This window comes from Streptomyces sp. NPDC002994 (assembly GCF_040611155.1).
In the GTDB taxonomy this organism is placed as follows: Bacteria; Actinomycetota; Actinomycetes; order Streptomycetales; family Streptomycetaceae; genus Streptomyces.
Map to the genome: position 1 here is coordinate 19538 of NZ_JBEXNQ010000016.1, position 26351 is coordinate 45888.

Consider the following 26351-nt stretch of genomic DNA (forward strand, 5'->3'; position numbering starts at 1 on the left):
CCGGCCTTGGACACCAGGCCGAGCGGGTGCACGGTCCGCTCACTGGGCGTCCTGTCGGGGTGCCGCCGCTCTGTTGTTACGTGCTGCTGCTAGCGCGAGTCGCTGCCCGAGGACTGCGCCGCCGCGCGGCCCGCCTCAAGTCGCGCCACCGGGATCCGGAACGGCGAGCAGGAGACGTAGTCCAGGCCCACCTCGTGGAAGAAGTGCACCGACTCCGGGTCACCGCCGTGCTCGCCGCAGACGCCGAGCTTCAGGTCGGGACGCGTGGCGCGCCCGGCCTCGACGGCGCTGCGCACGAGTGCGCCGACGCCGTCCCGGTCGATCGTCTCGAACGGGGAGACCCCGAAGATGCCCTTCTCCAGGTACGCCGTGAAGAAGCTCGCCTCGACGTCGTCGCGGGAGAAGCCCCACACGGTCTGGGTGAGGTCGTTCGTACCGAAGGAGAAGAACTGCGCGGCCTCGGCGATCTGACCGGCGGTCAGCGCGGCGCGCGGCAGCTCGATCATGGTGCCGATGGTCAGCTTGAGGTTGGTGCCGGTGGCGGCCTCGACCTCGGCGATGACCTTGTCGGCCTCCTCGCGGACGATCTCCAGCTCCTGGACCGTGCCGACGAGCGGAATCATGATCTCCGCACGCGGGTCACCCTTGGCGTTCTTGCGGTGCGCCGCCGCCTCGGCGATGGCGCGGACCTGCATCGCGAAGAGACCCGGGATGACGAGGCCCAGACGTACACCGCGCAGACCCAGCATCGGGTTCTGCTCGTGCAGCTTGTGCACGGCCTGGAGGAGGCGCAGGTCGTTCTCGTTCGCGTCCTTGCGGGACTCGGCGAGCGCGACGCGCACCGACAGCTCGGTGATGTCGGGAAGGAACTCGTGCAGCGGCGGGTCGAGGAGACGGACCGTGACGGGCAGTCCGTCCATCGACTCGAACAGCTCGATGAAGTCGGCCTTCTGGAGCGGCAGCAGCGCGCCCAGCGCCTGCTCGCGCTCGTCGTCGGTGTCGGCCAGGATCAGCCGCTCGACCAGCCCGCGGCGCTCGCCGAGGAACATGTGCTCCGTACGGCACAGGCCGATGCCCTGGGCCCCGAAGCGACGGGCACGGAGGGCGTCCTCGGCGTTGTCCGCGTTGGCGCGTACACGAAGACGACGTACCCGGTCGGCGTACGCCATGATCCGGTGAACGGCGGCGACGAGCTCGTCTGCGTCGTCGGCGCCGGCGTGCATGCGCCCCTCGAAGTACTCGACGACCGGGGACGGCACGACGGGCACCTCGCCGAGGTACACCTTGCCGGTGGAGCCGTCGATGGAGACGACGTCACCCTCTTCGACGACGATCCCGCCCGGGGCGGTCAGCCGACGGCGCTTGGTGTCGACCTCGATCTCCTCGGCGCCGCAGACACAGGTCTTGCCCATGCCGCGCGCCACGACGGCGGCGTGCGAGGTCTTGCCGCCGCGCGAGGTCAGGATGCCTTCGGCGGCGATCATGCCGTCGAGGTCGTCCGGGTTCGTCTCACGGCGGATGAGGATGACCTTCTCGCCGGAACGCGACCACTTGACGGCCGTGTACGAGTCGAAGACGGCCTTGCCGACCGCGGCGCCCGGGGAGGCGGCGATGCCGCGGCCGAGCTTCTGGGTCTTCGCCTCGTCGTCGAAGCGCGGGAACATCAGCTGCGCGAGCTGCGCGCCGTTGACGCGCTGGAGCGCCTCGGCCTCGTCGATGAGGCCCTGGTCGACGAGCTGCGTGGCGATGCGGAAGGCGGCACCGGCGGTGCGCTTGCCGACGCGGGTCTGGAGCATCCACAGCTGGCCGCGCTCAATGGTGAATTCGATGTCGCAGAGATCCTTGTAGTGGGTCTCCAGCGTCTCCATGATCTGCATGAGCTGGTCGTACGACGCCTTGTCGATGTTCTCGAGGTCGGCGAGCGGCACGGTGTTGCGGATACCGGCGACGACGTCCTCGCCCTGCGCGTTCTGCAGGTAGTCGCCGTAGACGCCCTGGTGGCCGCTGGCGGGGTCGCGGGTGAAGGCGACACCGGTGCCGGAGTCGGGGCCGAGGTTGCCGAAGACCATGGAGCAGATGTTGACGGCCGTGCCGAGGTCGCCGGGGATGCGCTCCTGGCGGCGGTACAGCTTGGCGCGGTCGGTGTTCCACGAGTCGAAGACCGCGTTTATGGCGAGGTCCATCTGCTCGCGCGGCTCCTGCGGGAAGTCGCGTCCGGCCTCGTCGGAGACGATCTTCTTGAACTTGCGGACCAGCTTCTTGAGGTCGGCCGCCTCCAGGTCGGTGTCGACCTTGACCTTCTTCGCGGCCTTCGCCTGCTCCAGCGCCTCTTCGAAGAGCTCGCCGTCGACGCCGAGGACCGTCTTGCCGAACATCTGGATGAGACGGCGGTACGAGTCCCACGCGAAGCGCTCGTCGCCGCCGGCCTGCTTGGCGAGGCCGGTGACCGACTTGTCGGAGAGCCCGATGTTCAGGACCGTGTCCATCATGCCGGGCATGGAGAACTTGGCGCCCGAGCGGACGGAGACGAGCAGCGGGTTGTCGGCCTGGCCGAGCTTCTTGCCCATCTTCTGCTCGAGGGCGTCGAGGTGCGCGCTGACCTCGGCGCGCAGCGCCTCCGGCGCCTCGCCGCTGTCGAGGTAGACCTTGCACGCCTCGGTCGTGATGGTGAAGCCCGGAGGGACGGGCAGCCCGAGGTTGGTCATCTCGGCGAGGTTGGCGCCCTTGCCGCCCAGCAGGTCCTTGAGGTTCCTGTTGCCCTCGGTGAAGTCATAAACGAACTTCTGGCCCTCAGGCGCGGGTGTGACTACGTGAAGATCTTTGTTTTCCGACACGGGTCTCGACTCCTCGAGGCTCGGTGGCTGCCCTGACGGCCAGGAACATACCCAGATCGAAGGTGTCTGGGTACGTCCACCTGACTGTCATGCGGCCTTAACCACTCGTCCGCCAGCAGATCGAAAGTGATCAACTACCCAGAGCACAAAACGGACTCCGTTCAAGGGTTGTACACAAAAACACTCTCAGCGATCACCATCGCGCAAATCATAGGCAGAGAGTGACGAATGCTTTGATCGATCAAAACAAAAAAGGTGGCACCCAGTGCCACCTTTTGAGAGATGCAGTCTCGGCCAACATGCTCATCTGAGCAAACAGCTCATCAGGCGTGGCGAGGATCACGCCACAGATGAGCTCGAATGAGACCCGACTGAGACCCGAATCTCAGCCTCCGGACGTGTCCAGCTCTGCGTCCTCGCTCACACCGGCACAGTCGTACGGGTCCTTCAGCCAGCCGTCCGGCAGGACAACTCGCCCATTGCCGGACGAACGACCCCGCGGTCCGTCGGCCCCTACCGGCCACGCCTGGTCCAGATCGAGCTCGCTCAAGTGAGCGTCCATTTCGTCCAGAGATGAGGAGATCGCAAGCTTCTTGCGCATCTCCGAGCCCACGGCGAAGCCCTTGAGGTACCAAGCGACGTGCTTACGGAAGTCAATGACCCCGCGTGCCTCGTCACCGATCCACTGGCCGAGGAGCTCCGCGTGCCGGCGCATCACCGCGGCCACCTCGCGCAGCGTCGGGGCGGCGTACGCGTCCGTACCCTCGAAGCCCGCCACCAGGTCGCCGAACAGCCACGGGCGCCCCAGGCAGCCGCGCCCGACGACCACACCGTCACAGCCCGTCTCGCGCATCATCCGCAGCGCGTCGTCGGCGGACCAGATGTCGCCGTTGCCGAGCACCGGGATCTCCGGCACGTGCTCCTTGAGGCGCGCGATGGCGTCCCAGTCGGCCGTACCGCCGTAATGCTGCGCGGCAGTCCTGCCGTGCAGAGCGATCGCTGTGACGCCCTCCTCGACCGCTATCCGCCCGGCGTCGAGATAGGTGAGGTGGTCGTCGTTGATGCCCTTGCGCATCTTCATCGTCACGGGCAGCTCGCCCGCGTTGGACACGGCCTCGTTGAGGATGGCCCGCAGCAGCGGCCGCTTGTACGGAAGTGCCGAGCCGCCGCCCTTGCGCGTCACCTTCGGCACCGGGCAGCCGAAGTTCAGGTCGATGTGATCGGCCAGGTCCTCGTCCACGATCATGCGGACCGCCTTGCCGACGGTGACCGGGTCCACGCCGTACAGCTGGATGGACCGAGGCGTCTCGGAGGCATCGAAGTGGACCAGCTGCATGGTCTTCTCATTGCGCTCGACCAGCGCCCTCGTGGTGATCATCTCGCTCACGAACAGCCCCTTGCCGCCGGAGAACTCGCGGCACAGGGTGCGGAAAGGGGCGTTGGTGATGCCGGCCATGGGGGCGAGCACCACCGGCGGCTGCACGGAGTGCGGGCCGATGGAGAGCATGGGGAGCGCGGTGGTCATGGCCCCATTGTCCCGTACGGCACGAGTCGTTAGTGAGCCGTACTATCCGCGTATGCCCGAGCTCACCCACCGGCGGCGGTTGCTGGTGCTGGCGATCTGCTGCATGAGCCTGCTGATCGTGAGCCTCGACAACACCGCGCTCAATGTCGCCCTCCCCTCCATGCGCGAGGAACTCGGGGCGACGGTCGCCGGGATGCAGTGGACGATCGACGCGTACACGCTGGTCCTCGCCTCACTGCTGATGCTCGCGGGCTCCACCGCGGACCGGATCGGGCGCCGCAAGGTCTTCAAGACCGGGCTCGTCCTCTTCACCCTCGGCTCGCTGCTCTGCTCCCTCGCGCCGAACCTCGAATCGCTCGTCGCCTTCCGCATGGTCCAGGCCGTCGGCGGCTCGATGCTCAACCCCGTCGCCATGTCGATCATCACCAACACCTTCACCGAGCCGCGCGAGCGGGCCAGGGCGATCGGGGTGTGGGGCGGTGTGGTCGGAATCTCCATGGCCGCGGGCCCGCTGATCGGCGGCCTGCTGGTGGACTCGGTGGGCTGGCGGGCGATCTTCTGGGTGAATCTGCCGGTAGGGCTGGCCGCACTCCTGCTGACCATCCGGTACGTACCCGAGTCGCGCGCCCCGAAGGCACGCCGCCCCGACCCCGTCGGACAGCTACTGGTCATCGCGCTGCTCGGATCGCTCACGTACGCGATCATCGAGGCACCCGTGGCGGGCTGGACGTCGCCGCTGATTCTGCTGTTCGCGGGAACGGCCGTTTCGGCACTACTGGGCCTTCTCGTGTACGAACCGAGACGGACGGAGCCACTGATCGATCTCCGGTTCTTCCGGAGTGCGCCCTTCAGCGGGGCGACGGTGATCGCGGTGTGCGCGTTCGCCGCGCTCGGCGGCTTCCTCTTCGTGAACACCCTGTACCTCCAGGACGTACGCGGCTTCTCCGCTCTGCACGCCGGGCTCTACATGCTCCCCATGGCGGCTCTGACGTTCGTCTGCGCACCGCTCTCGGGACGGCTCGTAGGCAGCCGCGGGCCGCGCCTGTCGCTCCTGGTGGCCGGGGTCACGATGGCGGCGAGCGGCGTGCTGTTCGCGGCGTTCGAGGCGGAGACGTCCACGCCCCTGCTGTTCACCGGGTACGTGCTCTTCGGCCTGGGCTTCGGCATGGTGAACGCACCGATCACGAACACCGCCGTATCCGGGATGCCGCGCGCCCAGGCGGGCGTCGCCGCCGCGGTCGCCTCGACCAGCAGACAGGTCGGCACGACGCTGGGCGTCGCCGTCATCGGCGCGGTGCTGGCCGCCGGGGTGCACGGGCGGTCGTACGCCGACACCTTCGTGGCGGCGAGCAGGCCGGCCTGGTGGATCATCGCCGGCTGCGGAATGTGCGTACTGCTGGTGGGAGCCCTGACGAGCGGCCCGTGGGCCCTGCGGTCGGCCCGCCGGACGGCCGCCCGGTTTGAGGACTGCCCGACGGACCAGTCGTCGGCGGGCGCGGTGCGCTGAAGGACACGCGAAGGGGCCCGGACCGCTGCCTGCGGTCCGGGCCCCTTCCGCAGCTCTACGGCTGCGTACGTGCGTCAGCTCTGCGCGTCCTGCGCGTCCTGAGTGTCCTGACCGCCGTCGGCGGCCGCCTCGACGCCCTCGCCCCCAGAGGCGCGCTCACGCATCTTGCGCAGCAGCTCCTCCTTGTGGCCGGACGCGAGCTTGCGGTCGGCGTTGCGCGTGGGACCGTTGTCCGCGAGCTCGGCGCGGGACATCCTCTTGCGCTGCCCGCCTACGCCGAGAAGGTTGTTGCGGCTCTTTGCCACGGGGTTCTCCCGAAGTGATGAGAAGTGATCTGCGGATTCGTCTGGTGGGGGGCGGACGTGGGATCCGCCGCGCGCTCACTCGTAGATCTGGAAGAACATGCATGCGACATTACCCGGCCTCCGGGGCGCCGGGCACCAAGATTTTCCGCCACGAGGCGCCGCGGGCTCAGCTCCGGGACCCCGCCGGATCCACCGTCGCCTGGTGAGCCTCGGCGAGGTGCTCCTCGGCCTTGAGCCACGGCAGGAACTGCACCCCCTTGCGCCAGCCGCACGTCCCGCAGTTCAACGAGCGCTGTATCCCGACCCGTTGGACCTCGACCACATGCTCACGGCCGTGCTGATCCCATCTGCGGACCTTGCTGCCGGTAGTCGGCGGCATCACGCCTCCCTGCTGTGCGTCGGGCCCAGTGTGCACGAAGACCCCGGCTCCGCTCTGCGGAACCGGGGCCTTCGGGACGTACGCGCAGGTCAGCAGCCGAGGAGGCGGCCGCCGAGGTACGACTGGATCTGGTCCAGCGAGACGCGCTCCTGCTTCATGGTGTCGCGCTCGCGCACCGTCACCGCGTTGTCGTCGAGGGTGTCGAAGTCGACGGTCACGCAGAACGGCGTACCGATCTCGTCCTGACGACGGTAGCGGCGGCCGATGGCGCCGGCGTCGTCGAACTCGATGTTCCAGTTCTTGCGCAGGTCGGTCGCCAGGCCCTTGGCCTTCGGCGACAGCTGCGGGTTGCGGGACAGCGGCAGAACGGCGACCTTGACCGGCGCCAGGCGCGGGTCGAGGCGCATCACGGTGCGCTTCTCCATGACGCCCTTGGCGTTCGGCGCCTCGTCCTCGATGTACGCGTCGAGCATGAAGGCGAGCATGGCGCGGTTCACACCGGCCGCCGGCTCGATGACGTACGGAGTCCAGCGCTCGCCGGCCTCCTGGTCGAAGAACGACAGGTCCTGGCCGGAAGCCTTGGAGTGGGCCTTGAGGTCGAAGTCGGTGCGGTTGGCCACACCCTCCAGCTCGGAGAACTCACTGCCACCGAAGTTGAAGCGGTACTCGATGTCCGCGGTGCGCTTCGAGTAGTGCGAGAGCTTCTCCGCCGGGTGCTCGAACCAGCGCATGTTCTCCTCACGGAGACCAAGCTCGCGGTACCAGCTCCAGCGCTGCTCCATCCAGTATTCCTGCCACTGCTCGTCCTCGCCCGGCTTGACGAAGAACTCCATCTCCATCTGCTCGAACTCGCGCGTGCGGAAGATGAAGTTGCCCGGCGTGATCTCGTTGCGGAAGGACTTGCCCATCTGCGCGATGCCGAACGGCGGCTTCTTGCGCGAAGTCTGCTGGACCTGGGCGAAGTTGGTGAAGATGCCCTGCGCGGTCTCGGGACGCAGGAAGGCGCGCGAGCCGGTGTCCTGGGTCGGGCCGAGGTGCGTCTCCAGCATGCCGGAGAACTGCTTGGGCTCGGTGAACTGACCCTTGGTGCCGCAGTGCGGGCAGTTGATGTCGGCAAGACCGTTCTCGGGGGCACGGCCGTTGTGCTTGGCCTCGTACGCCTCGATGAGGTGGTCCGCGCGGTGACGCTTGTGGCAGGCGGTGCACTCGGTGAGCGGGTCGGAGAACGTCGCGACGTGACCGGACGCCTCCCACACCTCGGGCGCCAGGATCACCGAGGAGTCGAGACCGACGACGTCCTCGCGCGCGATGACCATGGAACGCCACCACTGGCGCTTGATGTTCTCCTTGAGCTCGACACCCAGCGGTCCGTAGTCCCAGGCGGCCCGGGAGCCGCCGTAGATCTCACTGCACGGGTAGACGAAGCCACGGCGCTTGCTCAGGCTGACGATGGTGTCGATCTTGTCGGCGGCCACGGTGCTCTCTTCATTACGACGACGACGAACGCGAATGATTCAGGTTACCGGCGCTCGTACCCCCCGGATCAAATCGATACCCAGGTAAGGGATCACAGCAGGGATCACAGCAGGGATCACAGCGGCGCTCCGGGCTCAGATCACACCCCACTTTATTGACAATCGTTTCCAGTTTAGTTGAAAATGGGAGTCATGAACGTACGTCGACTCCGCCTCATACCCACCGCCGCGACCGCCGCAGCCGTAACGCTCGGCCTGCTGTCCGTGAGCGCCTGCTCCTCATCCTCCGGCGCCGCCGACAAGAACGGCGAGGGCAAGCTCGACGTGGTGGCGTCGTTCTACCCCATGCAGTACCTGGCCGAGGAGATAGGCGGCGAACACGTCGACGTATCGGCCCTCACGAAGCCCGGCGTGGAGCCGCACGACCTGGAGCTCAGCCCGAAGCAGACCGCCGGGCTCGGCCAGGCGGACTTCATCCTCTACCTCAAGGGCCTGCAGCCCGCCGTCGACGAGGCCGTCGCGCAGTCCGGTGTGAAGAACACCGTCGACGCCGCCGGCCTCACCCACCTCGAAGAGCACGGCACCGACGTCGGCCACGACGAGCACGGCGCGGAAGAGGAAAAGCACGCCGAAGAAGAAGGCCACGAGCACTCCGAAGCCGGCGGCGACCCCCACATCTGGCTCGACCCCGTGAAGTACGCCGAGGTCGCCAAGGGCGTCGGCAAGGCCCTGGAGAAGGCCGACCCCGACAACGCCGCGGCGTACAAGAAGAACACCGACGCCCTGGTCGGCAAGCTCGACGGTCTCCACACGAAGTTCGAGAAGGGCCTGAAGAACGCCGACACCCGGACGTTCATCACGACCCACTCCGCCTTCGGCTACCTCGCCGAGCGCTACGACCTCAAGCAGGAGGGCATCAGCGGCCTCGACCCCGACTCCGAGCCCAGCCTCTCCCGCATGAAGGACCTCCAGAAGATCGCCAAGAAGGACAAGGTCACCACGGTCTTCTTCGAGACGCTCGTCAGCGACAAGACCGCCAAGACCCTCGCGGGCGACACCGGCCTGAAGACCGACGTCCTGGACCCGCTGGAGGGAATCACGGACAAGTCCAAGGGCGATGACTACATCAAGGTCATGGAGTCGAACCTCGCCGCGCTGGAAAAGGCCCTCGGCGCGAAGTGAAGCAGCTCACCCCGGCGGCACCGTCGGCAGCATCGGAGGCACGAGCCATGAAGCCACAGCAGCACCCCACAGCGGACCCCGTCATATCCCTGCGCGGTGCCACGGCCACCCTCGGCTCGCGCCCCGTTCTGCGCGGCATCGACCTCGCCGTGCACCGCGGTGAGGTCGTTTCGCTGCTCGGCGCCAACGGCTCCGGCAAGTCGACCGCCGTACGCTCCGTGATCGGCCAGGTGCCGCTCACCGGCGGCTCCGTAGAGCTCTTCGGTACGCCGCTGCGCCGCTTCCGCGACTGGTCGCGCGTCGGGTACGTACCGCAGCGCACGACAGCCGCGAGCGGCGTACCGGCCACCGTGTACGAGGTGGTCTCGTCCGGCCGCCTCTCCCGTGCGAAGCTGCGCTGGCCGTCCAGGGCCGACCGCGCCGCCGTGCACCGAGCGATAGAGCTCGTCGGGCTCGCGGACCGCACAAAGGATTCCGTGAACGCCCTGTCCGGCGGCCAGCACCAGCGCGTCCTCATAGCGCGGGCACTCGCCTCCGAGCCGGAGCTGCTGATCATGGACGAGCCGATGGCCGGCGTGGACCTCACCAGCCAGGAGATCCTCGCGGCGACCCTGCGCGAGCAGGTCGTAGCCGGTACGACGGTCCTCCTCGTCCTGCACGAACTCGGCGCCCTGGAGCCGTTGATCGACCGCGCGGTGGTCCTGCGCGACGGCTGCGTCACCCACGACGGCCCGCCCCCGGAGTCGCTGGGCCAGCACGCGCTGCCCGGCCACGACCACGTACACCCTCACTCGGATTCCGAGCCTGTCCGGACGGGACTGCTGACGTGATCATCATCGAGATGCTCGAAACGCCCATGATGCAGCGGGCCCTGCTCGCCGCCGTCCTCGTCGGCATCACCGCCCCCGCCGTCGGCATCTACCTGGTGCAGCGCCGCCAGGCACTGATGGGCGACGGCATCGGCCACGTAGCGATGACCGGCGTAGGCCTCGGCTTCCTCCTCAGCACCAACCCGGTGTGGATGGCCGCGCTCGTCTCGATCATCGGCGCCGTCGCGATGGAACTGATCCGCTGGTACGGCCGCATGCGCGGCGACATGGCGCTGGCGATGCTGTTCTACGGCGGCATGGCGGGCGGCGTCATGCTGATGCATCTGGCGCCGAACGGTTCCAACTCCAACCTCACCTCGTACCTCTTCGGCTCGCTTGCGACCGTCTCCGACGAGGACGTCACCGCGATCTGCCTCCTCGCGGGCTTTGTGATGCTGGTCACCATCGGTCTGCGACGTCATCTCTTCGCGGTCAGTCAGGACGAGGAGTTCGCGCGGGTGACCGGGTTGCCGGTGCGCGCCCTGAATCTGCTGATCGCCGTCACCGCGGCCGTCACGGTCACCGTGGCGATGCGCGTCGTCGGACTGCTGTTGGTCAGCGCGCTGATGGTGGTGCCGGTGGCGGCGGCGCAGCAGATCACCCGGTCGTTCAAGGTCACGTTCGTTCTGGCCGTGGCCATCGGCACGGTCGTGACACTCGCGGGCACGGCCGCCTCGTACCAGTACGAGGTACCGCCGGGCGCGACCATCGTCCTGTTGGCCATCGCTGCCTTCTTCGTACTGACGGCACTCGCCGCACCGCTCGCCAGGCGCCGGGCACGAGCCCTGACCGAGGTGGAGGCGGAGGCGGCGTCGGGGTCCGGCTGTAGCGTGGAGGCGGACGGGCTGCCGGACGGCTCCCGCCCCGCCAACGGCGTCAAGGTCTGACCGGCGCTCGGCAACGACCTGGCAGAATGGCCCGACATACGTACGGGCGACCAGAGGAGGCACCTGTGACGACGGCGGGAACCCCATCCCCGGTGCGTGGCCGGTCCACCCGGCAGCGGGCCGCCGTAGCGGCGGCGCTCGACGAGGTGGACGAGTTCCGCAGCGCGCAGGACCTTCACGACATGCTCAAGCACCGGGGCGACTCGGTCGGGCTGACCACTGTCTACCGCACCCTGCAGTCCCTCGCCGAGGCCGGTGAGGTGGACGTACTGCGCACCAGCGAGGGCGAAGCGGTGTACCGGCGCTGCTCGACCGGCGAGCACCATCACCACCTGGTGTGCCGGGTCTGCGGCAAGGCCGTCGAGGTCGAGGGCCCCGCGGTGGAGAAGTGGGCCGAGGCGATCGCGGCCCAGCACGGCTACGTGAACGTGGCGCACACCGTCGAGATCTTCGGTACGTGCGTGGAGTGCGCGGCGGCGGCTGTCTGAGGCGATACGAGAGCGGGCCCGCACCGAACTGTCGGTGCGGGCCCGCTCTCGTATCCGAGGCGCCTCAGACCCGCCCCACGTTCCGGTCCAGGATCGCCAGCAGCCGCTCGGCGTCTTCCGGGGCCCCGAGTCCCCGCTTGGGAAGGACCTCCAGGCACAGGATGTTCGGGTCCCGGCTGAGCAGGACGACGTGGTCGCGCGTCTCCCGGTAGCCCCGGAAGAGCGACCAGCGCACGGTCAGGGTGGCGTGCTCGTTGGTGGCCGAGACGCCCGCGTCGGTGACCGTCGTACGGTATTCGCCCTGCCATTGCACGATGCGCAGCACGTGGCGGGCCTGGAGACGCGGAATCGCCCAGAGGAGCAGGACAACCGGTCCGTACACGAGGACGTTCATCATCCCCGCCCCGTCGGGTTCCATCGTCAGCAGCAGGCCGAGCCCCGCGACCAGCGCGATCAGCGCCCCCCGGAGCACATGGAGCTGCCGGACGCGGTCCCGTACCCGGATGCCCGCCAGAATGTCGCCGCGCGTCGGCCGGTAGGTCAGCTCGACGGTCTCCGCGGCCTGGATGATGTCCCGCCCCTGGTGATCCATGAGGCGGGATCCTAGCCACGCTGTCCGGCCGGCCCCGCGCCGCCCTACATGCTGCCCGCGGCGAGCTGCTCCTCGTTCGGGACGGCGCCGCCGAAGCGGCGGTCGCGGGAGGCGTATTCGACGCAGGCGCGCCACAGGTCGCGGCGGTCGAAGTCCGGCCACAGCACGTCCTGGAAGACCATCTCGGCGTACGCGCTCTGCCAGATCAGGTAGTTGGACGTGCGCTGCTCGCCACTCGGACGTACGAAGAGATCGACGTCCGGCATGTCCGGGTAGTACATGTACTTCGCGAAGGTCTTCTCATTGACCTTCGACGGGTCGAGCTTGCCCGCCGCGACGTCCCGCGCGATCGCCTGCGCCGCGTCCGCGATCTCCGCGCGACCGCCGTAGTTGACGCAGAAGTACAGCGTCATGGCGTCGTTGTTCTTGGTCTGCTCCTGGGCGACCTGGAGCTCCTGGACGACGGACTTCCACATCTTCGGCATCCGGCCGGTCCACCGAATACGAATCCCGAGCTCGTCCATCTCGTCGCGCCGGCGGCGGATGACGTCCCGGTTGAAGTTCATGAGGAAGCGCACCTCGTCGGGCGAGCGCTTCCAGTTCTCAGTGGAGAAGGCGTACAGCGACAGGTTCTTGACGCCCATCTCGATGCAGCCCTTGAGTACGTCGAGAACGACGCCCTCGCCGACCTTGTGGCCCTCGGTACGCGGCAGCCCGCGCTCCTTCGCCCAGCGGCCGTTGCCGTCCATGACGACCGCCACATGCTCCGGCACCAGCTCGCCGGGGATCTTCGGCGGCCGCGCACCGGACGGGTGCGGTTCCGGCGTCTTGTATTCGCGCCGGTTACGGCCGAGAATCCCGCGTCGTGCCATGAGCTTGTCTCCCTCTACCCGTCTCTACTTCTCTACGTACCGCAGCGAGCGCAGTCCGCGCTCCAAGTGCCAGTGGAGATACGCCGAAACCAGCCCGCTGCCCTCCCTCACGTGCCTCGGCTCGCAGGCGTCCGCCGTCTCCCAGTCCCCCGTGAGGAGCGCGCTGAGCAGACCGATGGCCTCGCCCGAGGGTACGACGCTTCCGGGCACCCGGCAGTCGCCGCATATGACTCCGCCCGCCGCGACCGAGAAGAACCGGTTCGGCCCGTGCAGGCCGCAGCGCGCGCAGTCGGTGAAGCTGGGCGCGTAGCCGTTGACGGCGAGCGAGCGCAGCAGGAAGGCGTCCAGGATCAGATTGGGGGCGTGCTCGCCGCGCGCGAGGGTGCGCAGGGCGCCGACGAGCAGCAGGTACTGCTGTACAGCCGGCTCGCCCTCGTGGTCGGTGAACCGCTCGGCGGTCTCCAGCATCGCGGTGCCGGCGGTGTACCGGCCGTAGTCGGTGACGATCCCTCCACCGTACGGAGCGATGGTCTCGCTCTGCGTGCACAGCGGCAGCCCGCGCCCGACGAGCTCGCTGCCGCGCGAGAAGAACTGCACGTCGACGTGCGAGAAGGGTTCGAGCCGCGCCCCGAATTTCGACTTGGTCCGCCGGACGCCGCGCGCGACGGCGCGTACGCGGCCGTGACCGCGAGTGAGCAGCGTGATGATCCGGTCCGCCTCACCCAGCTTCTGGGTGCGCAGCACGATGCCGTCGTCGCGGAACAGGCTCATGGGATCCATTCTCGCCCACGGCCACTACCTCCTCATCCATGCCCTCCACGGCCGGACGATGACCTCTTGGAACGTGTGATGCGACGGATTGCGCCCGACGTGCCGGAACACCCAGCTCTGCGGCTCGGAGAAGTCCGTACTCGCCTCGGACCCGGCCCCGCAGACCGCGCAGCGCATGGCGTACGTCACAGGCTCGGCGTCCGGCTCCTGGTCCGGCCGGAGGGTCCACGTCCCGAAAAGGATCACGGTGTGCGCGCCCATTCCCCTCACCGCCCACGCCGGCTGAGCGCATTGGCCGCCGCGACCTTGGCCCGCATGGTCTCGACGACGGTGGCGGGTCTCGCGTCGTCGGGGGAACAGTCCCATTCCCGTCCACCGCCGACGGGCCGGAGCTGAAGATAGGGCCCTTCATTTCCCATGACGCATCCGATGCGTCCGGTACATGTATCGAAGACGAACGCGCCGTCTTCCATTCCCGCTGACACCATGCGCACCTCCTTCTTGTGCTTCGGCTGTTTCCCCCTCCACATTGAGGCCGAGAATCTAGAATCGGCAGGGCGACAAGCTCAACAACTCGCTGGCAGCACAAGGGAGTTAACCCATGGCCAAGACATCCGGTTCACGGCAGGCCGCCTGGGAATTCTTCGGCGCGGAGCTGAAACGACACCGGGAGGCGGCGGGATTCACCCAGGCGGAGCTGGGCATGCGGGTGTTTGTGTCGGGGGCGTACATCGGGCAGTTCGAACAGGCCCTTCGTAAGCCGCAATTGGATGCGGCGATGCGGATCGACGAAGCTCTACAAACCGCTGGTTTTTTCGAGCGAATGTGGCGCAAGCTCATCAAGGAACTGCCGTACACGGAGTACTTCGCACATGTGGCGGACCTGGAGCGGCTGGCGACGAAGCTGTGCGAGTTCGCCCCGGCCGTGGTGCCGGGCCTCCTCCAGACCGCCGAGTACGCCCGCGCGGTGTACCTGGCGAGCAATCCCCTCGCCAGCGACGAGTACATCCAGGACATGGTCAAACTGCGAATGGACCGCACCCCGATCCTTAAGGACGCTACAAGGTCGCTGTATTGCGCAGTCCTGCACGAGGCCGTCTTGCGTACGCCGGTAGGAGGTCCGGCTTCGATGGCTCGGCAGCTGGACCACGTCGTGGCGATGGTGCGGGAGCGCAAGGCGCTGGTGCAGGTGCTCCCGTTCTCGGCCGGGGCGCACCCGGCGATGGGCAAGATTCTGACGCTCATGGAGTTCGGGGACGCGCCGCCAACTATCTATACAGAGGGGGTGCTTTCAGGGAATCTGCTGGACGATCCGGCGGTAGTGAAGCGAGCACACGCGCATTACGATTTGCTCAGGGTCGCCGCACTGTCGCTGGACGCGTCCCTGGCCCTGATCGAATCTGCAGCGGAGGACTACAAACGATGCGCGAGTACGACCTGAGCACAGTGCAGTGGCGCAAGAGCACGTACAGCGGCGGCGACGGCGGGGAGTCCTGCGTCGAGGTTCTCGACAACATCCCCGGTGTCGTCCCCGTCCGGGACAGCAAGAACCCCACCGGCCCCGTCCTCCTCATCGGCGCCGCCAGCTGGGCCGCCTTCATTAAGGCGACCTATGAGCGGCCATAAGCCCCGCTTATGAGGTCATAGGCCGGGGTCAAGTACCTGAACGGGCATTTCGTTGCCTAGGGTGACGCAGGAGACAGTTGTCCAGCTGTCGGTTCTTCCAGTTGTCGCCGCTCGAAGGGAACACCCATGCCCCGCCCCCTGCGGATAGCCATCGTCGGTGCCGGCCCCGCCGGGATCTACGCCGCCGATGCCCTGCTGAAATCCGAGGCGGCCTCCGAGCCGGGCGTATCCATCGACCTCTTCGAGCGGATGCCGGCGCCCTTCGGGCTGATCCGTTACGGCGTCGCGCCCGACCACCCCCGCATCAAGGGCATCATCACCGCCCTGCACCAGGTGCTCGACAAGCCCCAGATACGCCTCTTCGGCAACGTCGACTACCCCTCCGACATCGGCCTGGACGACCTCCGCGCGTTCTACGACGCCGTGATCTTCTCCACCGGCGCCAGCGCCGACCGCGCGATGCACATACCCGGCATCGACCTCGACGGCTCCTACGGCGCCGCCGACTTCGTCTCCTGGTACGACGGCCACCCGGACGTCCCCCGCACCTGGCCGCTGGACGCCGAGAAGGTCGCCGTACTCGGCGTCGGCAATGTCGCCCTCGACGTGGCCCGCATCCTCGCGAAGACCGCCGACGAGCTCCTGCCCACCGAGATCCCGCCGAACGTCTACGACGGCCTCGCCGCCAACAAGGCCCGCGAGATCCACGTCTTCGGACGGCGCGGACCGGCACAGGCCAAGTTCAGCCCGATGGAGCTGCGCGAGCTGGACCACTCCCCCAACATCGAAGTCATCGTCAACCCCGAGGACATCGACTACGACGACGGCAGCATCGCCACCCGCCGCGCCAACAAGCAGGCCGACATGGTCGCGAAGACGCTCGAAAACTGGGCGATCCGCGACGTGGGGACCCGCCCCCACAAGCTCTTCCTGCACTTCTTCGAGTCACCCACCGAGGTCGTCGGCGAGGACGGCAAAGTGGTCGGGCTCCGCACCGAGCGCACCCAGCTCGACGGCACCGGCAACGTCACCGGAACCGGCGAGACCCAGACGTGGGACGTCCAGGCCGTCTACCGTGCGGTCGGCTACCTCTCCGACGAGCTGCCCAAGCTCCCGTTCGACTTCACCACCGGCACCGTCCCGCACGAGGGCGGCCGCGTCATCGAGGCGGGCGAGCACCTTCCGTCGACGTACGTCACCGGGTGGATCAAGCGCGGCCCGGTCGGCCTCATCGGCCACACCAAGGGCGACGCGAACGAGACGGTCGCCAACCTGCTGGCGGACCACAGCGCGGGCCGTCTGCCCGCTCCCGCCGCGCCCGCCGAGGACGCCGTGGTGGCCTTCCTCGACAGCAGCGGCGTCCGGTACACGACGTGGGAGTCTTGGCACCACCTCGACAGCGCCGAGCGCGCGCTGGGCGCCGCGGAGGGCCGCGAGCGCGTGAAGATCGTCGACCGCGAGGCGATGCTGAAGGCGAGCGAGGCCCCGACCGAGGCCTGACACGACCGCAGGGTCAAAGCCGCCTTCCGGCTCGCCGGGAGGCGGCTTTGCCGTACCGCCGCCGTACGACCACCCACGACACTACGAAGAACACCGGCAGGCTGATCCCCACGAGCGTCGCGGCACCGGTGAACGCACTCGTCACAAGGTCGCCGTCCAGGTGGGACACACCCTGGTAGTAGCCGACCACCACGACCATCAGCAGCACGTAGCCGCCGACCGCGGTGCCGACCACCCGGCGGACGAGGCCGGGCCACCCCCGTCTCCCGACAACCCGGGCGGGCCTGACCGCCTGTCGGCGCTGCATGCGCAGGCCGACGGCGAGGTACCCCATGACCAGCAGGTAGCCGATCGCCATGAGGGCGATGTTCAGCGGGAGGGGAAGCAAGGAACACGCCCTCCGACGCACTGATGGAACGTCACGACGGGTCCTGGAGGAGGAAGTGCCAGCCGCGTACGAAGGTGTGCCACCCCCACCACAGCCACAGCGCGAAGAGCGTCCACCGCCCCACGGGATAGCGCATGACGGCGTCAACGGCGTCGCTGAGGGTGGGAAAGCTGTCACCGGCCCGGATCAGACCGATGCCCTCCCAGGCGAAGATGGCGCCGAACAGAACCGCCCAGACGAGATACCCGATCACCGGATGCGCCGCCACCGCCGACCTCCCACGCTCATGCGCACTCGTGCACTCGTGCACTGCCAGACCGATCATCCGCCACGACGGGCAGGAACGGCCGGATGCGGCGCGCGATGCACTGGCGTCTCCGGCTGCACCTGGGCGGCCGAGCCCCCTACTGGCCCGGGGAGACCAGCCCCGATTCGTACGCGATGATCACGAGCTGCGCCCGGTCGCGTGCGTCGAGCTTGCCCATGATGCGGCTGACGTGCGTCTTGGCGGTGAGCGGGGAGAGGCTGAGCGTCTCGGCTATCTCCGTGTTGTTGAGGCCGCGCGCCACGAGCGTCAGCACTTGCCGCTCGCGGTCGGTGAGGTGGTCGGGTCCGCCTGCCGCGCCGATCGCCGGTGGCTCCGGAGCACTGAGCACGCGGGCGATCAGCCGGGAGGTCGGGCCCGGGGCGAGGAGGGATTCGCCCGCCGCGACCGTGCGGATGGCGGCCAGCAGGTCGGCGGGCTTGGCGTCCTTCACCAGGAACCCGGACGCGCCCGCGCGCAGCGCCTCGATGACGTGCTCATCACTGTCGTACGTCGTGAGGACGAGGACGCGTACGCCCGCGAGGTCGTCGTCGGCGGCGATGAGGCGGGTCGCCTCGATGCCGTCGAGGTCGGGCATCCGGATGTCCATGACGACGAGGTCGGCGCGTGCGGAACGGGCCAGGTCGACGGCCTCGCGGCCGGTGCCGGCCTGGGCGACGACCTCCATGTCGCGGCAGGATTCGACGAGCATGGCGAAGGACGCGCGTACGAGCGTCTGGTCGTCGGCGAGCAGTACCCGGATCGGATTCACGCGATGGCCTCCTTGTCCAAGCGGCAGGACCGACCGCCGCAACCTGCATCCAACACCGCCCGGACCGCGTGGCACGCCGGACGGGCTGGAAAATCCAGCCCCTCCGGCGTTTGAGGACCGGGGCCCGGGACGGAGCCCCAGCAACCCCCGGCCCCACTCCAGCCCCTCCGGCGTTTGAGGAGCGGGGTCTGGGGCAGCGCCCCAGTTCGGGAAGGGGCGGGTAGGGGAACAGCGCCGCAGGCACCCGCGCCCCAGCACTCACGCACCGGCCCCCCGTTGACCCAGCGGCAGCACCGCCGCAACCTCGAACCCCGCCCCACCCGGACGCGGCCCCGCCACCACCGTCCCCCCGACGCTGCGGGCACGCTCCCGCATCCCGGCCAGTCCGTAGCCGGGGCTGCCCAAGCCGGGGTTGCCCGCTCGCGGCGGCGAGTTGTCCGGCGACGCCGCGCCCCCGTCGTCCGTCACCATCACCCGCACCGCACCGTCGGCCCCCGCCACGACCCCCACCCGCACGCACACGTCCGGCCCCGCGTGCCGTACCGCGTTCGTCAGCGACTCCTGCACGATCCGGTACGCCGCCGCAGCCACCGCCGGGCGCAGTTCCGGGGTTTCGACCGTCAGCTCCACCTTCGCGCCCCCCCGTCTCCGCCGCCCGTACGAGCGCCGGCAGCGCCGCCAGGTCCGGGAGCGGGCCGTCGCGGCCGGCGTCGGTCCGCAGTACCTCCAGGGTCGTGCGCAGCTCACCCCGCGCCGTACGGCAGGTTTCCGCGATGCCGTCCAGCGCCCTGGCGACCGCCTCCCGGTCCAGCCGGTCGGGGTCGGCGACCAGAATGTGGGCCGCGACCGACGTCTGGACGCCGATGAGCGTGATGGAGTGCGCCAGCAGATCGTGCAGGTCCCGGGCGATGCGCAGGCGCTCCTCCGCCACCCGGCGCGCCGCCTCCTCCTCCCGCGTCCGCTCCGCGCGCTCGGCCCGCTCCACGGTCGCCGCGATGTACCGCCGGTGGGTCCGTACCGCCACGCCCAGGACGATCACCGCGAGGATCCATCCCGATGTGCGCAGCAGTTCCAGACCCTGGTGGGTGTTGACGACGGACATCACCGACACCGCGACCGCCACCACCCCCGACCCGATCAGCACCGTCCGCAGCGGCCTCCCCGTGACCGCCACCGTGTAGACGGCCAGCAGCGAACCCGGCACCGGAGCGGCGTGGTTGTAGTCGAGCGCGTGGTACGCCCCGACCGCCGCCACCACCCCCAGCAGTACGACCACCGGCCTGCTCCGTCGCCATGCGAGCGGCACCGTGCTTGCCGCGAGCAGCGCCCAGCCGAGCTCGTCCGGCCTGCGCCCGTCGTCGACAAGGAGCGCGAGCGCGGCGGCGAGCGCACCGATCACGGCGGTGATCACGGCGTCGGTGCGCTGCCGGTGCGGCGCTCGCACCGGGTCCCGCCGCAGCGCGGCGAAGACCCGTTCCCACGTCAGATCCACCCGCTCATCCTCCGGTACGCACCGGTTCTTCGGCCATGGGGGCAGCGGAAGTCGCCTTCTCCGCGCCACGGGACAGCGACCCCGGCCACCACACCCGCCGGCCGAGCAGCAGGCTCGCGCTGGTCACCAGGTAGGTCCGTACGAGGAAGGTGTCCAGCAGTACGCCCACCGCTACCAGCGAGCCGAGCTCCACCATCATCACCAGCGGCAGCGAGGCGAGGACCGCGAACGTCGCGGCGAGCACGATGCCGGCCGAAGCGATCACCCCGCCCGTCGTGCGCAACGCGGTCAGCGCCGCCTCGGCGGGGCCCGCGCCCCGCGCCGCCTCCTCCCGCATGCGGTGCATCAGGAAGATGCCGTAGTCGACACCCAGCGCCACCAGGAAGACGAACGACAGCAGCGGGAGCCCGGGATCAATGCCCTCGAATCCCAGCACCGGGCCGAAGACCAGACCTCCCAGGCCCATCGCCGCTCCCCACACCACCACCACCGCCGTGACGAGCAGAAGCGGCGCGACGAGGCTGCGCAGCAGCACCGTCAGGATGAGCATCACCGCGGCCAGGACGAGCGGGATGACGATCAGGCGGTCCCGGCCGGTGGTCTCCTCCAGGTCCAGCTGCTGGGCGCTCGGGCCGCCGACGTACGCCGCATCGTCCAAAGAATCCCGCAGCCGCTCGATCGTCGCCGTCTCCCCCGCCGTCTCCGGTGCGTCCTTGGCGAAGACGGCGATCTCGGTCCACCCTCCGCCGCTGCGGCCCCGCTCCGCCCCCGCGACGCCTTCGGTCGTACGGGCAAGTGTCAGCGCGCTGTCGGCCTCCTCCGTCGGCGCCAGGACGTCGATGGGCCTGCTGCTGCGGTCCGGGTAGGCCTCGGCGAGCGTCGCCATCGCGGCGACCGACTCGGGGGCCTTGGTGAAGCTGTCCTCCTCCTTGAGCGCTCCGGGGAGATTGAGCGCACCGAGGGCCAGCGCACCGAGCAGCACCGTGCCGGTCGCCAGCACCGCGACGGGCCTGCGCGCGGCCGAACCGCCCATGCCGGCGAAGAGGTTACGGCGCTTACGCGGCTCGCTTCCGTACGCCGGAATCAGTGGCCAGAACACGCGCCGCCCGAGCAGCACCAGCACAGCGGGCAGCAGCGTCATCATCGCGGCGAGCGCGCACACCACACCCACCGCGCCGACCGGCCCCAGCCCCCGGCTGCTGTTGAGGTCGGCGGCGAGCAGGCACAGCAGCCCGGCGGCCACCGTCCCCGACGAGGCGAGCACGGCGGGCCCACAGCCGCGCAGCGCGGCCCGCATGGCGTCGTACGGCCGGGGAACGCGGCGCAGCTCCTCCCGGTAGCGGGCGACGATGAGCAGGGCGTAGTCGGTGCCCGCGCCGAAGACGAGGACGGTCATGATGCCCGCGCTCTGACTGGTGACGGTGAGGTCGAAGCCCTGGACGAGGCCGTAGATCACCGCCCGCGAGACCAGAGCCGCGACGCCCACGACGACGAGCGGCACCAGCCACAGGAACGGGCTGCGGTAGGTGACGATCAGCAGGACGGCGACGACCAGCAGTGTCGCGAGCATCAGCGTGGCGTCGATGGACCCGAAGACGGCCTCCAGGTCGGTCTGGAGGGCCCCGGGCCCGCCGACCTCGACGCTCATCCCGCCGACGTCGGCCGTTGCCTCCCGTACGTCGTCGACGAAGGCGTTCCGCGCCTCCTCGTCCTGTCCCGGCTCCGAGGTGGACACCGGGAACATCAGCGTGCTGCCGTCCTTCGAAGGAATGCCCTCGGGCCGGTCCCCGGTCAGCCGGTACTCCGCCGCGATCGCGTCGACCTGCCCCTGCGCCGCGCCCCGGTCGGCGGCGGTGAGCCCGCCGTCGCGCCGGTAGACGAGGACGAGGTCGGTGGTCTCGCCGCCGGGCAGCAGCTGCTGGAGCTTCTCCGCCTGCGTCGAATCGGCGCTCGCGGGAAGGTAGTCGACGGCCTCGTCGCGCTGTACGTCGCCGAGCTTGCCGGCAAAGGTGAGCGCCACCGCGACGGCGATGGCCCAGAGCGCGATCACGGCCCAGGGCGCGGCTCGTCGGCGTACAGCGGAAGATGAATCGGATGTCGCAGGCCCCATCGCGGGCCTCCCCTCCTGGACGGGCTTCCGGTCCTCACCAGAGTCCCGTCGGGGGACGGCCGATTCGTCGCGCGCGGGGGCGAGATCAGCGGTACTGCCAGGGGCGGTACGCGGGCTCCCTTACTCCCTGGGGAGTAAGGAGGGATCGGTTCAGGATCGATTCAGGAAGGTGTACGCGCCGCCGCCAGCAGCCGGGACGTGTCGTCCGGGCAGATCAGCAGCGCGCCGCCGACGATCGTCAGCACCTCGCGCTCGGCGGGGCTGTACGGGCCGTCGGCGAGGGCGATCCGGGCGCCCTGGAGCAGGATCGATTCGCGGCCGCTCGGGGCGAGGTGCGGGGCCAGCGGTTCCAGGGCCTCGTGCAGTTCGATGGCGAGCGCGGCGCCGCAGGGCTCACTGGTGCCCTCGTACGCCCCGGGAAGGCGGCCGGTGTCGGCGGCGAGGGCGTCGATGAGGGTGGTGAGCTGGTCCTCGGTGCACTCGTCGAACCCGGCGGCGCGCACCGCGGCGACGGCGGTCACCCTGACGGTACGGGAGGACGTGCCGCCCGCGGCGAGGACGGCGAGGGCGACGGTGTGGACGGCGTCGCGGAGCATCGCGGAGAAGCGGACGGTGGTGGGGTGGTCGAGTGCCTCGGTGCCGAAGTGCCCCTGGCAGGCGGCGCATTCGATGACCGGGCCGGCGTAACCGCGCGGCAGCAGCGGGATGCCGAGGACGGTGAAGCGTCTGCGCCCGGTCCGGCGGCGGTAGTTGCGGTCACCGCCGCAATCCGGGCAAAAGAAGTCACCGTCGCCGACGGTGTTCCATGCGGTGCGAATGCCCCATACGCATTGTTTCCGCCCTCGGGCTGGCAGCACGTCGCACCTCCGTAACGCTCCGGCAACACTGCCGCGTTGCCGTGATGTTAGCCACATCTGTGATGTCGCGTCAGCACCCTCCCGCGACAAGGCGCACGCAAAACGCCGGACGTGGCCGAAAATCGGCCCGCCCGGCGCTTCACGACCGGAGCAGAATTCGCCTCAGCGCGTGGCCCTGTTCACGGCCGAAACGACCGCCTTCAGCGACGCGCGCGTGGTGTTGGCGTCGATGCCGATGCCCCACATGACCTTGCCGTCGATCGCGCACTCGATGTACGACGCGGCCTGGGCGCTCGCACCCTCACTCATCGTGTGCTCCTGGTAGTCCAGCAGCCTGGCGTCCACACCGACCGCGCCCAGCGCCTCGAAGAAGGCCGAGATCGGGCCGTTGCCGGTGCCGGTCAGCACCGTGTCGACGCCGTCGACGACCGCCTCGACGGTCAGCGTGTCCTGGCCGTCCGTGTCGGTGGTGGTCTGGCCGGAACGCAGCTGGATCCGCCCCCACGCGTTCTCGGCGTTCGGCAGGTACTCGTCCTGGAAGACCGACCAGATCGCCTTCGGCGTGACCTCGCCGCCCTCGGCGTCCGTCTTGGCCTGGATGATCCGGGAGAACTCGATCTGCATGCGGCGCGGCAGGTCCAGCTTGTGGTCGTTCTTCAGGACGTACGCGATACCGCCCTTGCCGGACTGCGAGTTGACGCGGATGACCGCCTCGTACGAGCGGCCCACGTCCTTCGGGTCGATCGGCAGGTACGGCACGGCCCACTCGATGTCGTCGACCGTCTTGCCGGCGGCGGCCGCCTCGGCCTCCATCGCGTCGAAGCCCTTCTTGATGGCGTCCTGGTGGGAGCCGGAGAAGGCGGTGTAGACCAGGTCGCCCGCGTAGGGGTGGCGCGGGTGGACCTCCATCTGGTTGCAGTACTCGGACGTCCGGCGGATGTCGTCGATCTGCGAGAAGTCGATCTGCGGGTCGACGCCCTGGGAGAAGAGGTTCATGCCCAGCGTCACCAGGTCGACGTTGCCCGTGCGCTCGCCCTGCCCGAACAGGCAGCCCTCGATACGGTCGGCGCCCGCCATGATCGCCAGCTCGGCGGCGGCGACGGCGGTGCCGCGGTCGTTGTGCGGGTGCACGGACAGGCAGACGTACTCACGCCGGGACAGGTTCCGCGACATCCACTCGAAGCGGTCCGCGTGCGTGGACGGCGTGGAGCGCTCGACGGTGGCCGGCAGGTTCAGGATGATCTCCCGGCCCTCTTCCGGCTGCCATACGTCGCAGACGGCCTCGCAGACCTCCAGGGCGAAGTCCAGCTCGGTGTCGGTGAAGATCTCCGGGCTGTACTGGTAACCGAAGATCGTCTCCGGGCCCAGCAGCTTGTCGGCGTACTCCATGACCAGCCGCGTGCCGTCGACGGCGATCTGCTTGACCTGCTCCTTGGAGCCGCGGAAGACCACGCGGCGGAAGGTCGGGGCGGTGGCGTTGTAGAGGTGCACGGTCGCGCGCCGGGCGCCGACCAGCGACTCGACGGTCCGCTCGATCAGCTCTTCGCGCGCCTGGGTCAGGACGGAGATCGTCACGTCCTCGGGGATCGCGCCCTCTTCGATGATGGAGCGTACGAAGTTGAAGTCGGTCTCGCCGGACGACGGAAAGCCGACCTCGATCTCCTTGTAGCCCATGCGTACGAGCAGGTCGAACATCTCGCGCTTGCGGGCGGGGCTCATGGGGTCGATCAGGGCCTGGTTGCCGTCGCGCAGATCGGTGGACAGCCAGCGGGGCGCCTTGGTGATGCGGCGGTCCGGCCAGGTGCGGTCGGGGATGTCCACGGCCTCGTACTTGCCGTACTTGTGGATCGGCATCCCGGACGGCTTCTGCAGCTGCGTCGCGTTGGTGATCGGCGTGGGGCGGCCAACAGGGGCGTTCATCGCGTAGGGCTCCTCGGTGTCCTGCAAAGGGGACGGCCGACGGTGTCGCTGCAGCACCAGACTCCGCGGGGAGGGGGTCGGCCTATAACTACAGACCCTCGCCGCGGCAGCTAAGGAGGAGCAGCCCGTAACGCATGATGTGCCGCAGCCTAGCCGAGGGAAGCCGGAAATGCCGGTCCCGTATCAGTATGCGGGACCGCTTCCCCGATAACGGGGGGGTAACGGGCGAAAGTGATCCTTCACTCGATTTCATCAATCATGGTTGCAAGTAGTGACAGTCGCGTGACCCAGTGCCACATTGCGCCCATGAAGGCCACACATCCCGTGTTCTGCACCATCGTGCCTCCCCACGTCCTCGACAAGCTCGCCCAGGCCGAGGATCCGGCGCTCGCGGGCCCCGCCCGCCGGACCCTCGAAGCGGACGCCGCGCAGCGCACCCACCGCCGGCTGACCACGGTGCTCGGCGCGCCGCCGGCCGCCGAGCCGCGCGGCGGCGCGGCCGGGAACACACCGCACCGCACCCTCTACGACGCGCAGCACCGCGAGCAGCTGCCGGGGATCAAAGTGCGCGGCGAGGGCGACGAGCCCGGACAGGACGCGACGGTCAACCGGGCGTACGCAGGTCTGGGTGCGACGTTCGAACTCCTGCTGAAGGCCTTCGAGCGCGACTCCATCGACGGGAACGGCCTGCCGCTCGTCGCGACCGTCCACTACGGCGAGAACTACGGAAACGCCTTCTGGAACGGCGAGCAGATGGTCTTCGGCGACGGGGACGAGATCTTCCGGGACTTCACCCTCCCCGTGGACGTGATCGCCCACGAGCTCGCTCACGGCCTGACGCAGTACACGGCGAACTTCACGTACTTCGGCCAGCCCGGCGCGCTGAACGAATCCGTGTCGGACGTCTTCGGCTCCCTGGTCAAGCAGTACGTCAACGAACAGACCGCCGACCGGGCCGACTGGCTGATCGGCGCGGGCCTGCTGGCCGAGCGCGTCACCGGGGTGGCCCTGCGCTCGATGAAGGCTCCCGGCACGGCGTACGACGACGACGTACTCGGCAAGGACCCGCAGCCCGCGACGATGGACGAGTACGTCCGCACCGGGCGGGACAACGGCGGCGTCCACATCAACTCCGGCATCCCCAACCACGCCTTCTACCTGCTGGCCACCGCGCTGGGCGGCAAGGCGTGGGAGGGGGCGGGCCAGATCTGGTACGACACCCTGACCGCCGGGACCCTCCAGGTCGACGCGAGCTTCGCCGACTTCGCCCGCGCCACGGTGGCCGCCGCGCGCGCCCGTTTCAGTGACGGCGAGGAGCTCGAGGCTCTGCTGAAAGCGTGGTCCACGGTCGGGGTGCCTACCGGCTGAGCCCTATCCGTACTAGAACGGGACACATGCGAATTGGGGTAAGGCGTACGGGCGGATTCGCCGGCATCGAGCGGTACGCCGAGGTGGACACCTCGGGGCGGCCCGACGCGGGCGAGTGGCACGCCCTGGCCGAGGAGGCGGTCGCCGACGGCCGGGGGACGCCGCCCATCGGCGTACCGGACGGATTCAGCTACCAGATCACGATCGACGGGGAGACCGTCTACTGCGCGGATCCACGGCTGACGGAGGCGCAGAGCCGGCTCATCTCGCAGGTCTTGAAGGAAGGGGCCTGAAGGAAGGAGGCCTAAAAGGAGGGGCGTGAGGGGGC

Annotated in this window: 26 protein-coding genes and 1 pseudogene; 10 read left to right on the top strand and 17 right to left on the bottom strand. The window is 69.1% G+C overall.

Annotated features, from left to right (window positions below; genetic code table 11):
• Positions 1 to 89 precede the first annotated feature (89 nt).
• Positions 90 to 2834, bottom strand: coding sequence for a pyruvate, phosphate dikinase (gene ppdK, locus ABZX79_RS21980; RefSeq protein WP_355260161.1), 2745 nt, complete (start codon positions 2832 to 2834; stop codon positions 90 to 92).
• Positions 2835 to 3219: 385 nt separating this feature from the next.
• Positions 3220 to 4359, bottom strand: coding sequence for a tRNA dihydrouridine synthase DusB (gene dusB / locus ABZX79_RS21985; RefSeq protein ID WP_355260164.1), 1140 nt, complete (start codon positions 4357 to 4359; stop codon positions 3220 to 3222).
• Positions 4360 to 4411: 52 nt separating this feature from the next.
• Between dusB and ABZX79_RS21990 the strand changes: the two genes are divergently transcribed.
• Complete coding sequence (locus tag ABZX79_RS21990) at positions 4412 to 5866, top strand: MFS transporter (RefSeq protein WP_355260167.1); 1455 nt, start codon at positions 4412 to 4414, stop codon at positions 5864 to 5866.
• Positions 5867 to 5940: 74 nt separating this feature from the next.
• Here ABZX79_RS21990 and ABZX79_RS21995 read toward each other — a convergent pair whose 3' ends face one another.
• The 3 genes from ABZX79_RS21995 to ABZX79_RS22005 all read right to left on the bottom strand — a co-directional run bounded on the left by ABZX79_RS21995 (position 5941) and on the right by ABZX79_RS22005 (position 8025).
• Positions 5941 to 6171, bottom strand: a complete 231-nt coding sequence (locus ABZX79_RS21995; RefSeq protein ID WP_355260170.1) for a DUF6243 family protein — start codon at positions 6169 to 6171, stop codon at positions 5941 to 5943.
• A gap of 166 nt (positions 6172 to 6337) precedes the next feature.
• Complete coding sequence (locus ABZX79_RS22000) at positions 6338 to 6550, bottom strand: hypothetical protein (protein WP_355260173.1); 213 nt, start codon at positions 6548 to 6550, stop codon at positions 6338 to 6340.
• An 89-nt stretch (positions 6551 to 6639) separates the two neighbouring features.
• Complete coding sequence (locus ABZX79_RS22005; RefSeq protein ID WP_215129834.1) at positions 6640 to 8025, bottom strand: glycine--tRNA ligase; 1386 nt, start codon at positions 8023 to 8025, stop codon at positions 6640 to 6642.
• A 192-nt stretch (positions 8026 to 8217) separates the two neighbouring features.
• On the opposite strand from ABZX79_RS22005, the gene ABZX79_RS22010 reads away from it, so the two are divergent.
• The 4 genes from ABZX79_RS22010 to ABZX79_RS22025 all read left to right on the top strand — a co-directional run bounded on the left by ABZX79_RS22010 (position 8218) and on the right by ABZX79_RS22025 (position 11451).
• Positions 8218 to 9207: a metal ABC transporter substrate-binding protein gene (locus ABZX79_RS22010; RefSeq protein WP_355260177.1), complete on the top strand. Its 990-nt coding sequence runs from the start codon at positions 8218 to 8220 to the stop codon at positions 9205 to 9207.
• A 47-nt stretch (positions 9208 to 9254) separates the two neighbouring features.
• Entirely contained in the window at positions 9255 to 10037 is a 783-nt protein-coding gene (locus tag ABZX79_RS22015; RefSeq protein ID WP_355260180.1) for a metal ABC transporter ATP-binding protein, read from the top strand.
• The gene (locus ABZX79_RS22020) at positions 10037 to 10963 is read left to right on the top strand and encodes a metal ABC transporter permease (RefSeq protein WP_355260501.1); all 927 of its coding nucleotides are present in this window, start codon (positions 10037 to 10039) and stop codon (positions 10961 to 10963) included. The genes ABZX79_RS22015 and ABZX79_RS22020 overlap by 1 nt, the downstream gene beginning before the upstream one ends.
• 65 nt (positions 10964 to 11028) lie before the next feature.
• Positions 11029 to 11451 carry a transcriptional repressor gene (locus ABZX79_RS22025; RefSeq protein WP_355260183.1) on the top strand — a complete coding sequence of 141 codons (423 nt, stop codon included), beginning with the start codon at positions 11029 to 11031 and terminating at the stop codon, positions 11449 to 11451.
• 64 nt (positions 11452 to 11515) lie between these two features.
• Here ABZX79_RS22025 and ABZX79_RS22030 read toward each other — a convergent pair whose 3' ends face one another.
• The 5 genes from ABZX79_RS22030 to ABZX79_RS22050 are packed head-to-tail and all read right to left on the bottom strand — an operon-like array spanning position 11516 to position 14159.
• Positions 11516 to 12043, bottom strand: a complete 528-nt coding sequence (locus tag ABZX79_RS22030) for a YcxB family protein (RefSeq protein ID WP_355260186.1) — start codon at positions 12041 to 12043, stop codon at positions 11516 to 11518.
• A gap of 44 nt (positions 12044 to 12087) precedes the next feature.
• Entirely contained in the window at positions 12088 to 12915 is an 828-nt protein-coding gene (locus tag ABZX79_RS22035) for an isoprenyl transferase (protein WP_355260188.1), read from the bottom strand.
• 24 nt (positions 12916 to 12939) lie between these two features.
• The gene (gene recO, locus ABZX79_RS22040) at positions 12940 to 13686 is read right to left on the bottom strand and encodes a DNA repair protein RecO (RefSeq protein ID WP_214979557.1); all 747 of its coding nucleotides are present in this window, start codon (positions 13684 to 13686) and stop codon (positions 12940 to 12942) included.
• A 24-nt stretch (positions 13687 to 13710) separates the two neighbouring features.
• Positions 13711 to 13947 (bottom strand): hypothetical protein, encoded by a 237-nt coding sequence (locus tag ABZX79_RS22045; protein WP_355260191.1) that lies wholly within the window; start codon positions 13945 to 13947, stop codon positions 13711 to 13713.
• A 5-nt stretch (positions 13948 to 13952) separates the two neighbouring features.
• Positions 13953 to 14159, bottom strand: coding sequence for a hypothetical protein (locus ABZX79_RS22050; protein WP_355260504.1), 207 nt, complete (start codon positions 14157 to 14159; stop codon positions 13953 to 13955).
• A 128-nt stretch (positions 14160 to 14287) separates the two neighbouring features.
• Between ABZX79_RS22050 and ABZX79_RS22055 the strand changes: the two genes are divergently transcribed.
• The 3 genes from ABZX79_RS22055 to ABZX79_RS22065 all read left to right on the top strand — a co-directional run bounded on the left by ABZX79_RS22055 (position 14288) and on the right by ABZX79_RS22065 (position 16812).
• Positions 14288 to 15127 (top strand): helix-turn-helix transcriptional regulator, encoded by an 840-nt coding sequence (locus ABZX79_RS22055; protein ID WP_355260194.1) that lies wholly within the window; start codon positions 14288 to 14290, stop codon positions 15125 to 15127.
• Positions 15109 to 15312, top strand: coding sequence for a DUF397 domain-containing protein (locus tag ABZX79_RS22060; RefSeq protein ID WP_355260196.1), 204 nt, complete (start codon positions 15109 to 15111; stop codon positions 15310 to 15312). Before ABZX79_RS22055 ends, ABZX79_RS22060 begins: the two co-directional genes overlap by 19 nt.
• 126 nt (positions 15313 to 15438) lie before the next feature.
• Complete coding sequence (locus ABZX79_RS22065) at positions 15439 to 16812, top strand: FAD-dependent oxidoreductase (protein WP_355260199.1); 1374 nt, start codon at positions 15439 to 15441, stop codon at positions 16810 to 16812.
• Between the two features lie 13 nt (positions 16813 to 16825).
• Here ABZX79_RS22065 and ABZX79_RS22070 read toward each other — a convergent pair whose 3' ends face one another.
• The 7 genes and pseudogenes from ABZX79_RS22070 to leuA all read right to left on the bottom strand — a co-directional run bounded on the left by ABZX79_RS22070 (position 16826) and on the right by leuA (position 24655).
• On the bottom strand, positions 16826 to 17170 hold the full coding sequence (locus ABZX79_RS22070) for a DUF6256 family protein (RefSeq protein WP_355260202.1): 345 nt from the start codon (positions 17168 to 17170) through the stop codon (positions 16826 to 16828).
• Positions 17171 to 17231: 61 nt separating this feature from the next.
• A complete protein-coding gene (locus ABZX79_RS22075; protein WP_215129854.1) occupies positions 17232 to 17468 on the bottom strand; it encodes a DUF6186 family protein in 237 nt (78 codons plus the stop codon).
• A 136-nt stretch (positions 17469 to 17604) separates the two neighbouring features.
• Positions 17605 to 18276 carry a response regulator transcription factor gene (locus ABZX79_RS22080; protein ID WP_355260206.1) on the bottom strand — a complete coding sequence of 224 codons (672 nt, stop codon included), beginning with the start codon at positions 18274 to 18276 and terminating at the stop codon, positions 17605 to 17607.
• A gap of 258 nt (positions 18277 to 18534) precedes the next feature.
• Positions 18535 to 19768, bottom strand: a pseudogene (locus tag ABZX79_RS22085) (histidine kinase).
• Between the two features lie 4 nt (positions 19769 to 19772).
• Complete coding sequence (locus ABZX79_RS22090; RefSeq protein WP_355260209.1) at positions 19773 to 21878, bottom strand: MMPL family transporter; 2106 nt, start codon at positions 21876 to 21878, stop codon at positions 19773 to 19775.
• 161 nt (positions 21879 to 22039) lie between these two features.
• Positions 22040 to 22735 (bottom strand): TerB family tellurite resistance protein, encoded by a 696-nt coding sequence (locus tag ABZX79_RS22095; RefSeq protein ID WP_355260212.1) that lies wholly within the window; start codon positions 22733 to 22735, stop codon positions 22040 to 22042.
• Between the two features lie 162 nt (positions 22736 to 22897).
• Positions 22898 to 24655: a 2-isopropylmalate synthase gene (leuA, locus tag ABZX79_RS22100; RefSeq protein ID WP_355260215.1), complete on the bottom strand. Its 1758-nt coding sequence runs from the start codon at positions 24653 to 24655 to the stop codon at positions 22898 to 22900.
• Positions 24656 to 24961: 306 nt separating this feature from the next.
• Here leuA and ABZX79_RS22105 point away from each other — a divergent pair, with 306 nt between their 5' ends.
• Positions 24962 to 26023 carry a M4 family metallopeptidase gene (locus tag ABZX79_RS22105; protein ID WP_355260219.1) on the top strand — a complete coding sequence of 354 codons (1062 nt, stop codon included), beginning with the start codon at positions 24962 to 24964 and terminating at the stop codon, positions 26021 to 26023.
• A 26-nt stretch (positions 26024 to 26049) separates the two neighbouring features.
• Positions 26050 to 26316: a protealysin inhibitor emfourin gene (locus tag ABZX79_RS22110; RefSeq protein ID WP_355260222.1), complete on the top strand. Its 267-nt coding sequence runs from the start codon at positions 26050 to 26052 to the stop codon at positions 26314 to 26316.
• Positions 26317 to 26351 lie beyond the last annotated feature (35 nt).

What these genes read in the sequence shown, in the direction of transcription:
- ABZX79_RS22010 (WP_355260177.1), top strand. Translation starts at nt 8,218, where the DNA reads ATGAACGTACGTCGACTCCGCCTCATACCCACCGCCGCGACCGCCGCA.
- ABZX79_RS22055 (WP_355260194.1), top strand. Translation starts at nt 14,288, where the DNA reads ATGGCCAAGACATCCGGTTCACGGCAGGCCGCCTGGGAATTCTTCGGC.
- ABZX79_RS22090 (WP_355260209.1), bottom strand. Translation starts at nt 21,878, where the DNA reads ATGGGGCCTGCGACATCCGATTCATCTTCCGCTGTACGCCGACGAGCC.
- leuA (WP_355260215.1), bottom strand. Translation starts at nt 24,655, where the DNA reads ATGAACGCCCCTGTTGGCCGCCCCACGCCGATCACCAACGCGACGCAG.
- ABZX79_RS22015 (WP_355260180.1), top strand. Translation starts at nt 9,255, where the DNA reads ATGAAGCCACAGCAGCACCCCACAGCGGACCCCGTCATATCCCTGCGC.
- ABZX79_RS22030 (WP_355260186.1), bottom strand. Translation starts at nt 12,043, where the DNA reads ATGGATCACCAGGGGCGGGACATCATCCAGGCCGCGGAGACCGTCGAG.
- ABZX79_RS22045 (WP_355260191.1), bottom strand. Translation starts at nt 13,947, where the DNA reads ATGGGCGCGCACACCGTGATCCTTTTCGGGACGTGGACCCTCCGGCCG.
- ABZX79_RS22000 (WP_355260173.1), bottom strand. Translation starts at nt 6,550, where the DNA reads ATGCCGCCGACTACCGGCAGCAAGGTCCGCAGATGGGATCAGCACGGC.
- ABZX79_RS22060 (WP_355260196.1), top strand. Translation starts at nt 15,109, where the DNA reads ATGCGCGAGTACGACCTGAGCACAGTGCAGTGGCGCAAGAGCACGTAC.
- ABZX79_RS22070 (WP_355260202.1), bottom strand. Translation starts at nt 17,170, where the DNA reads ATGGCGATCGGCTACCTGCTGGTCATGGGGTACCTCGCCGTCGGCCTG.
- dusB (WP_355260164.1), bottom strand. Translation starts at nt 4,359, where the DNA reads ATGACCACCGCGCTCCCCATGCTCTCCATCGGCCCGCACTCCGTGCAG.
- ABZX79_RS22065 (WP_355260199.1), top strand. Translation starts at nt 15,439, where the DNA reads ATGCCCCGCCCCCTGCGGATAGCCATCGTCGGTGCCGGCCCCGCCGGG.
- recO (WP_214979557.1), bottom strand. Translation starts at nt 13,686, where the DNA reads ATGAGCCTGTTCCGCGACGACGGCATCGTGCTGCGCACCCAGAAGCTG.
- ABZX79_RS21990 (WP_355260167.1), top strand. Translation starts at nt 4,412, where the DNA reads ATGCCCGAGCTCACCCACCGGCGGCGGTTGCTGGTGCTGGCGATCTGC.
- ABZX79_RS22050 (WP_355260504.1), bottom strand. Translation starts at nt 14,159, where the DNA reads ATGGAAGACGGCGCGTTCGTCTTCGATACATGTACCGGACGCATCGGA.
- ABZX79_RS22110 (WP_355260222.1), top strand. Translation starts at nt 26,050, where the DNA reads ATGCGAATTGGGGTAAGGCGTACGGGCGGATTCGCCGGCATCGAGCGG.
- ABZX79_RS22035 (WP_355260188.1), bottom strand. Translation starts at nt 12,915, where the DNA reads ATGGCACGACGCGGGATTCTCGGCCGTAACCGGCGCGAATACAAGACG.
- ABZX79_RS22105 (WP_355260219.1), top strand. Translation starts at nt 24,962, where the DNA reads ATGAAGGCCACACATCCCGTGTTCTGCACCATCGTGCCTCCCCACGTC.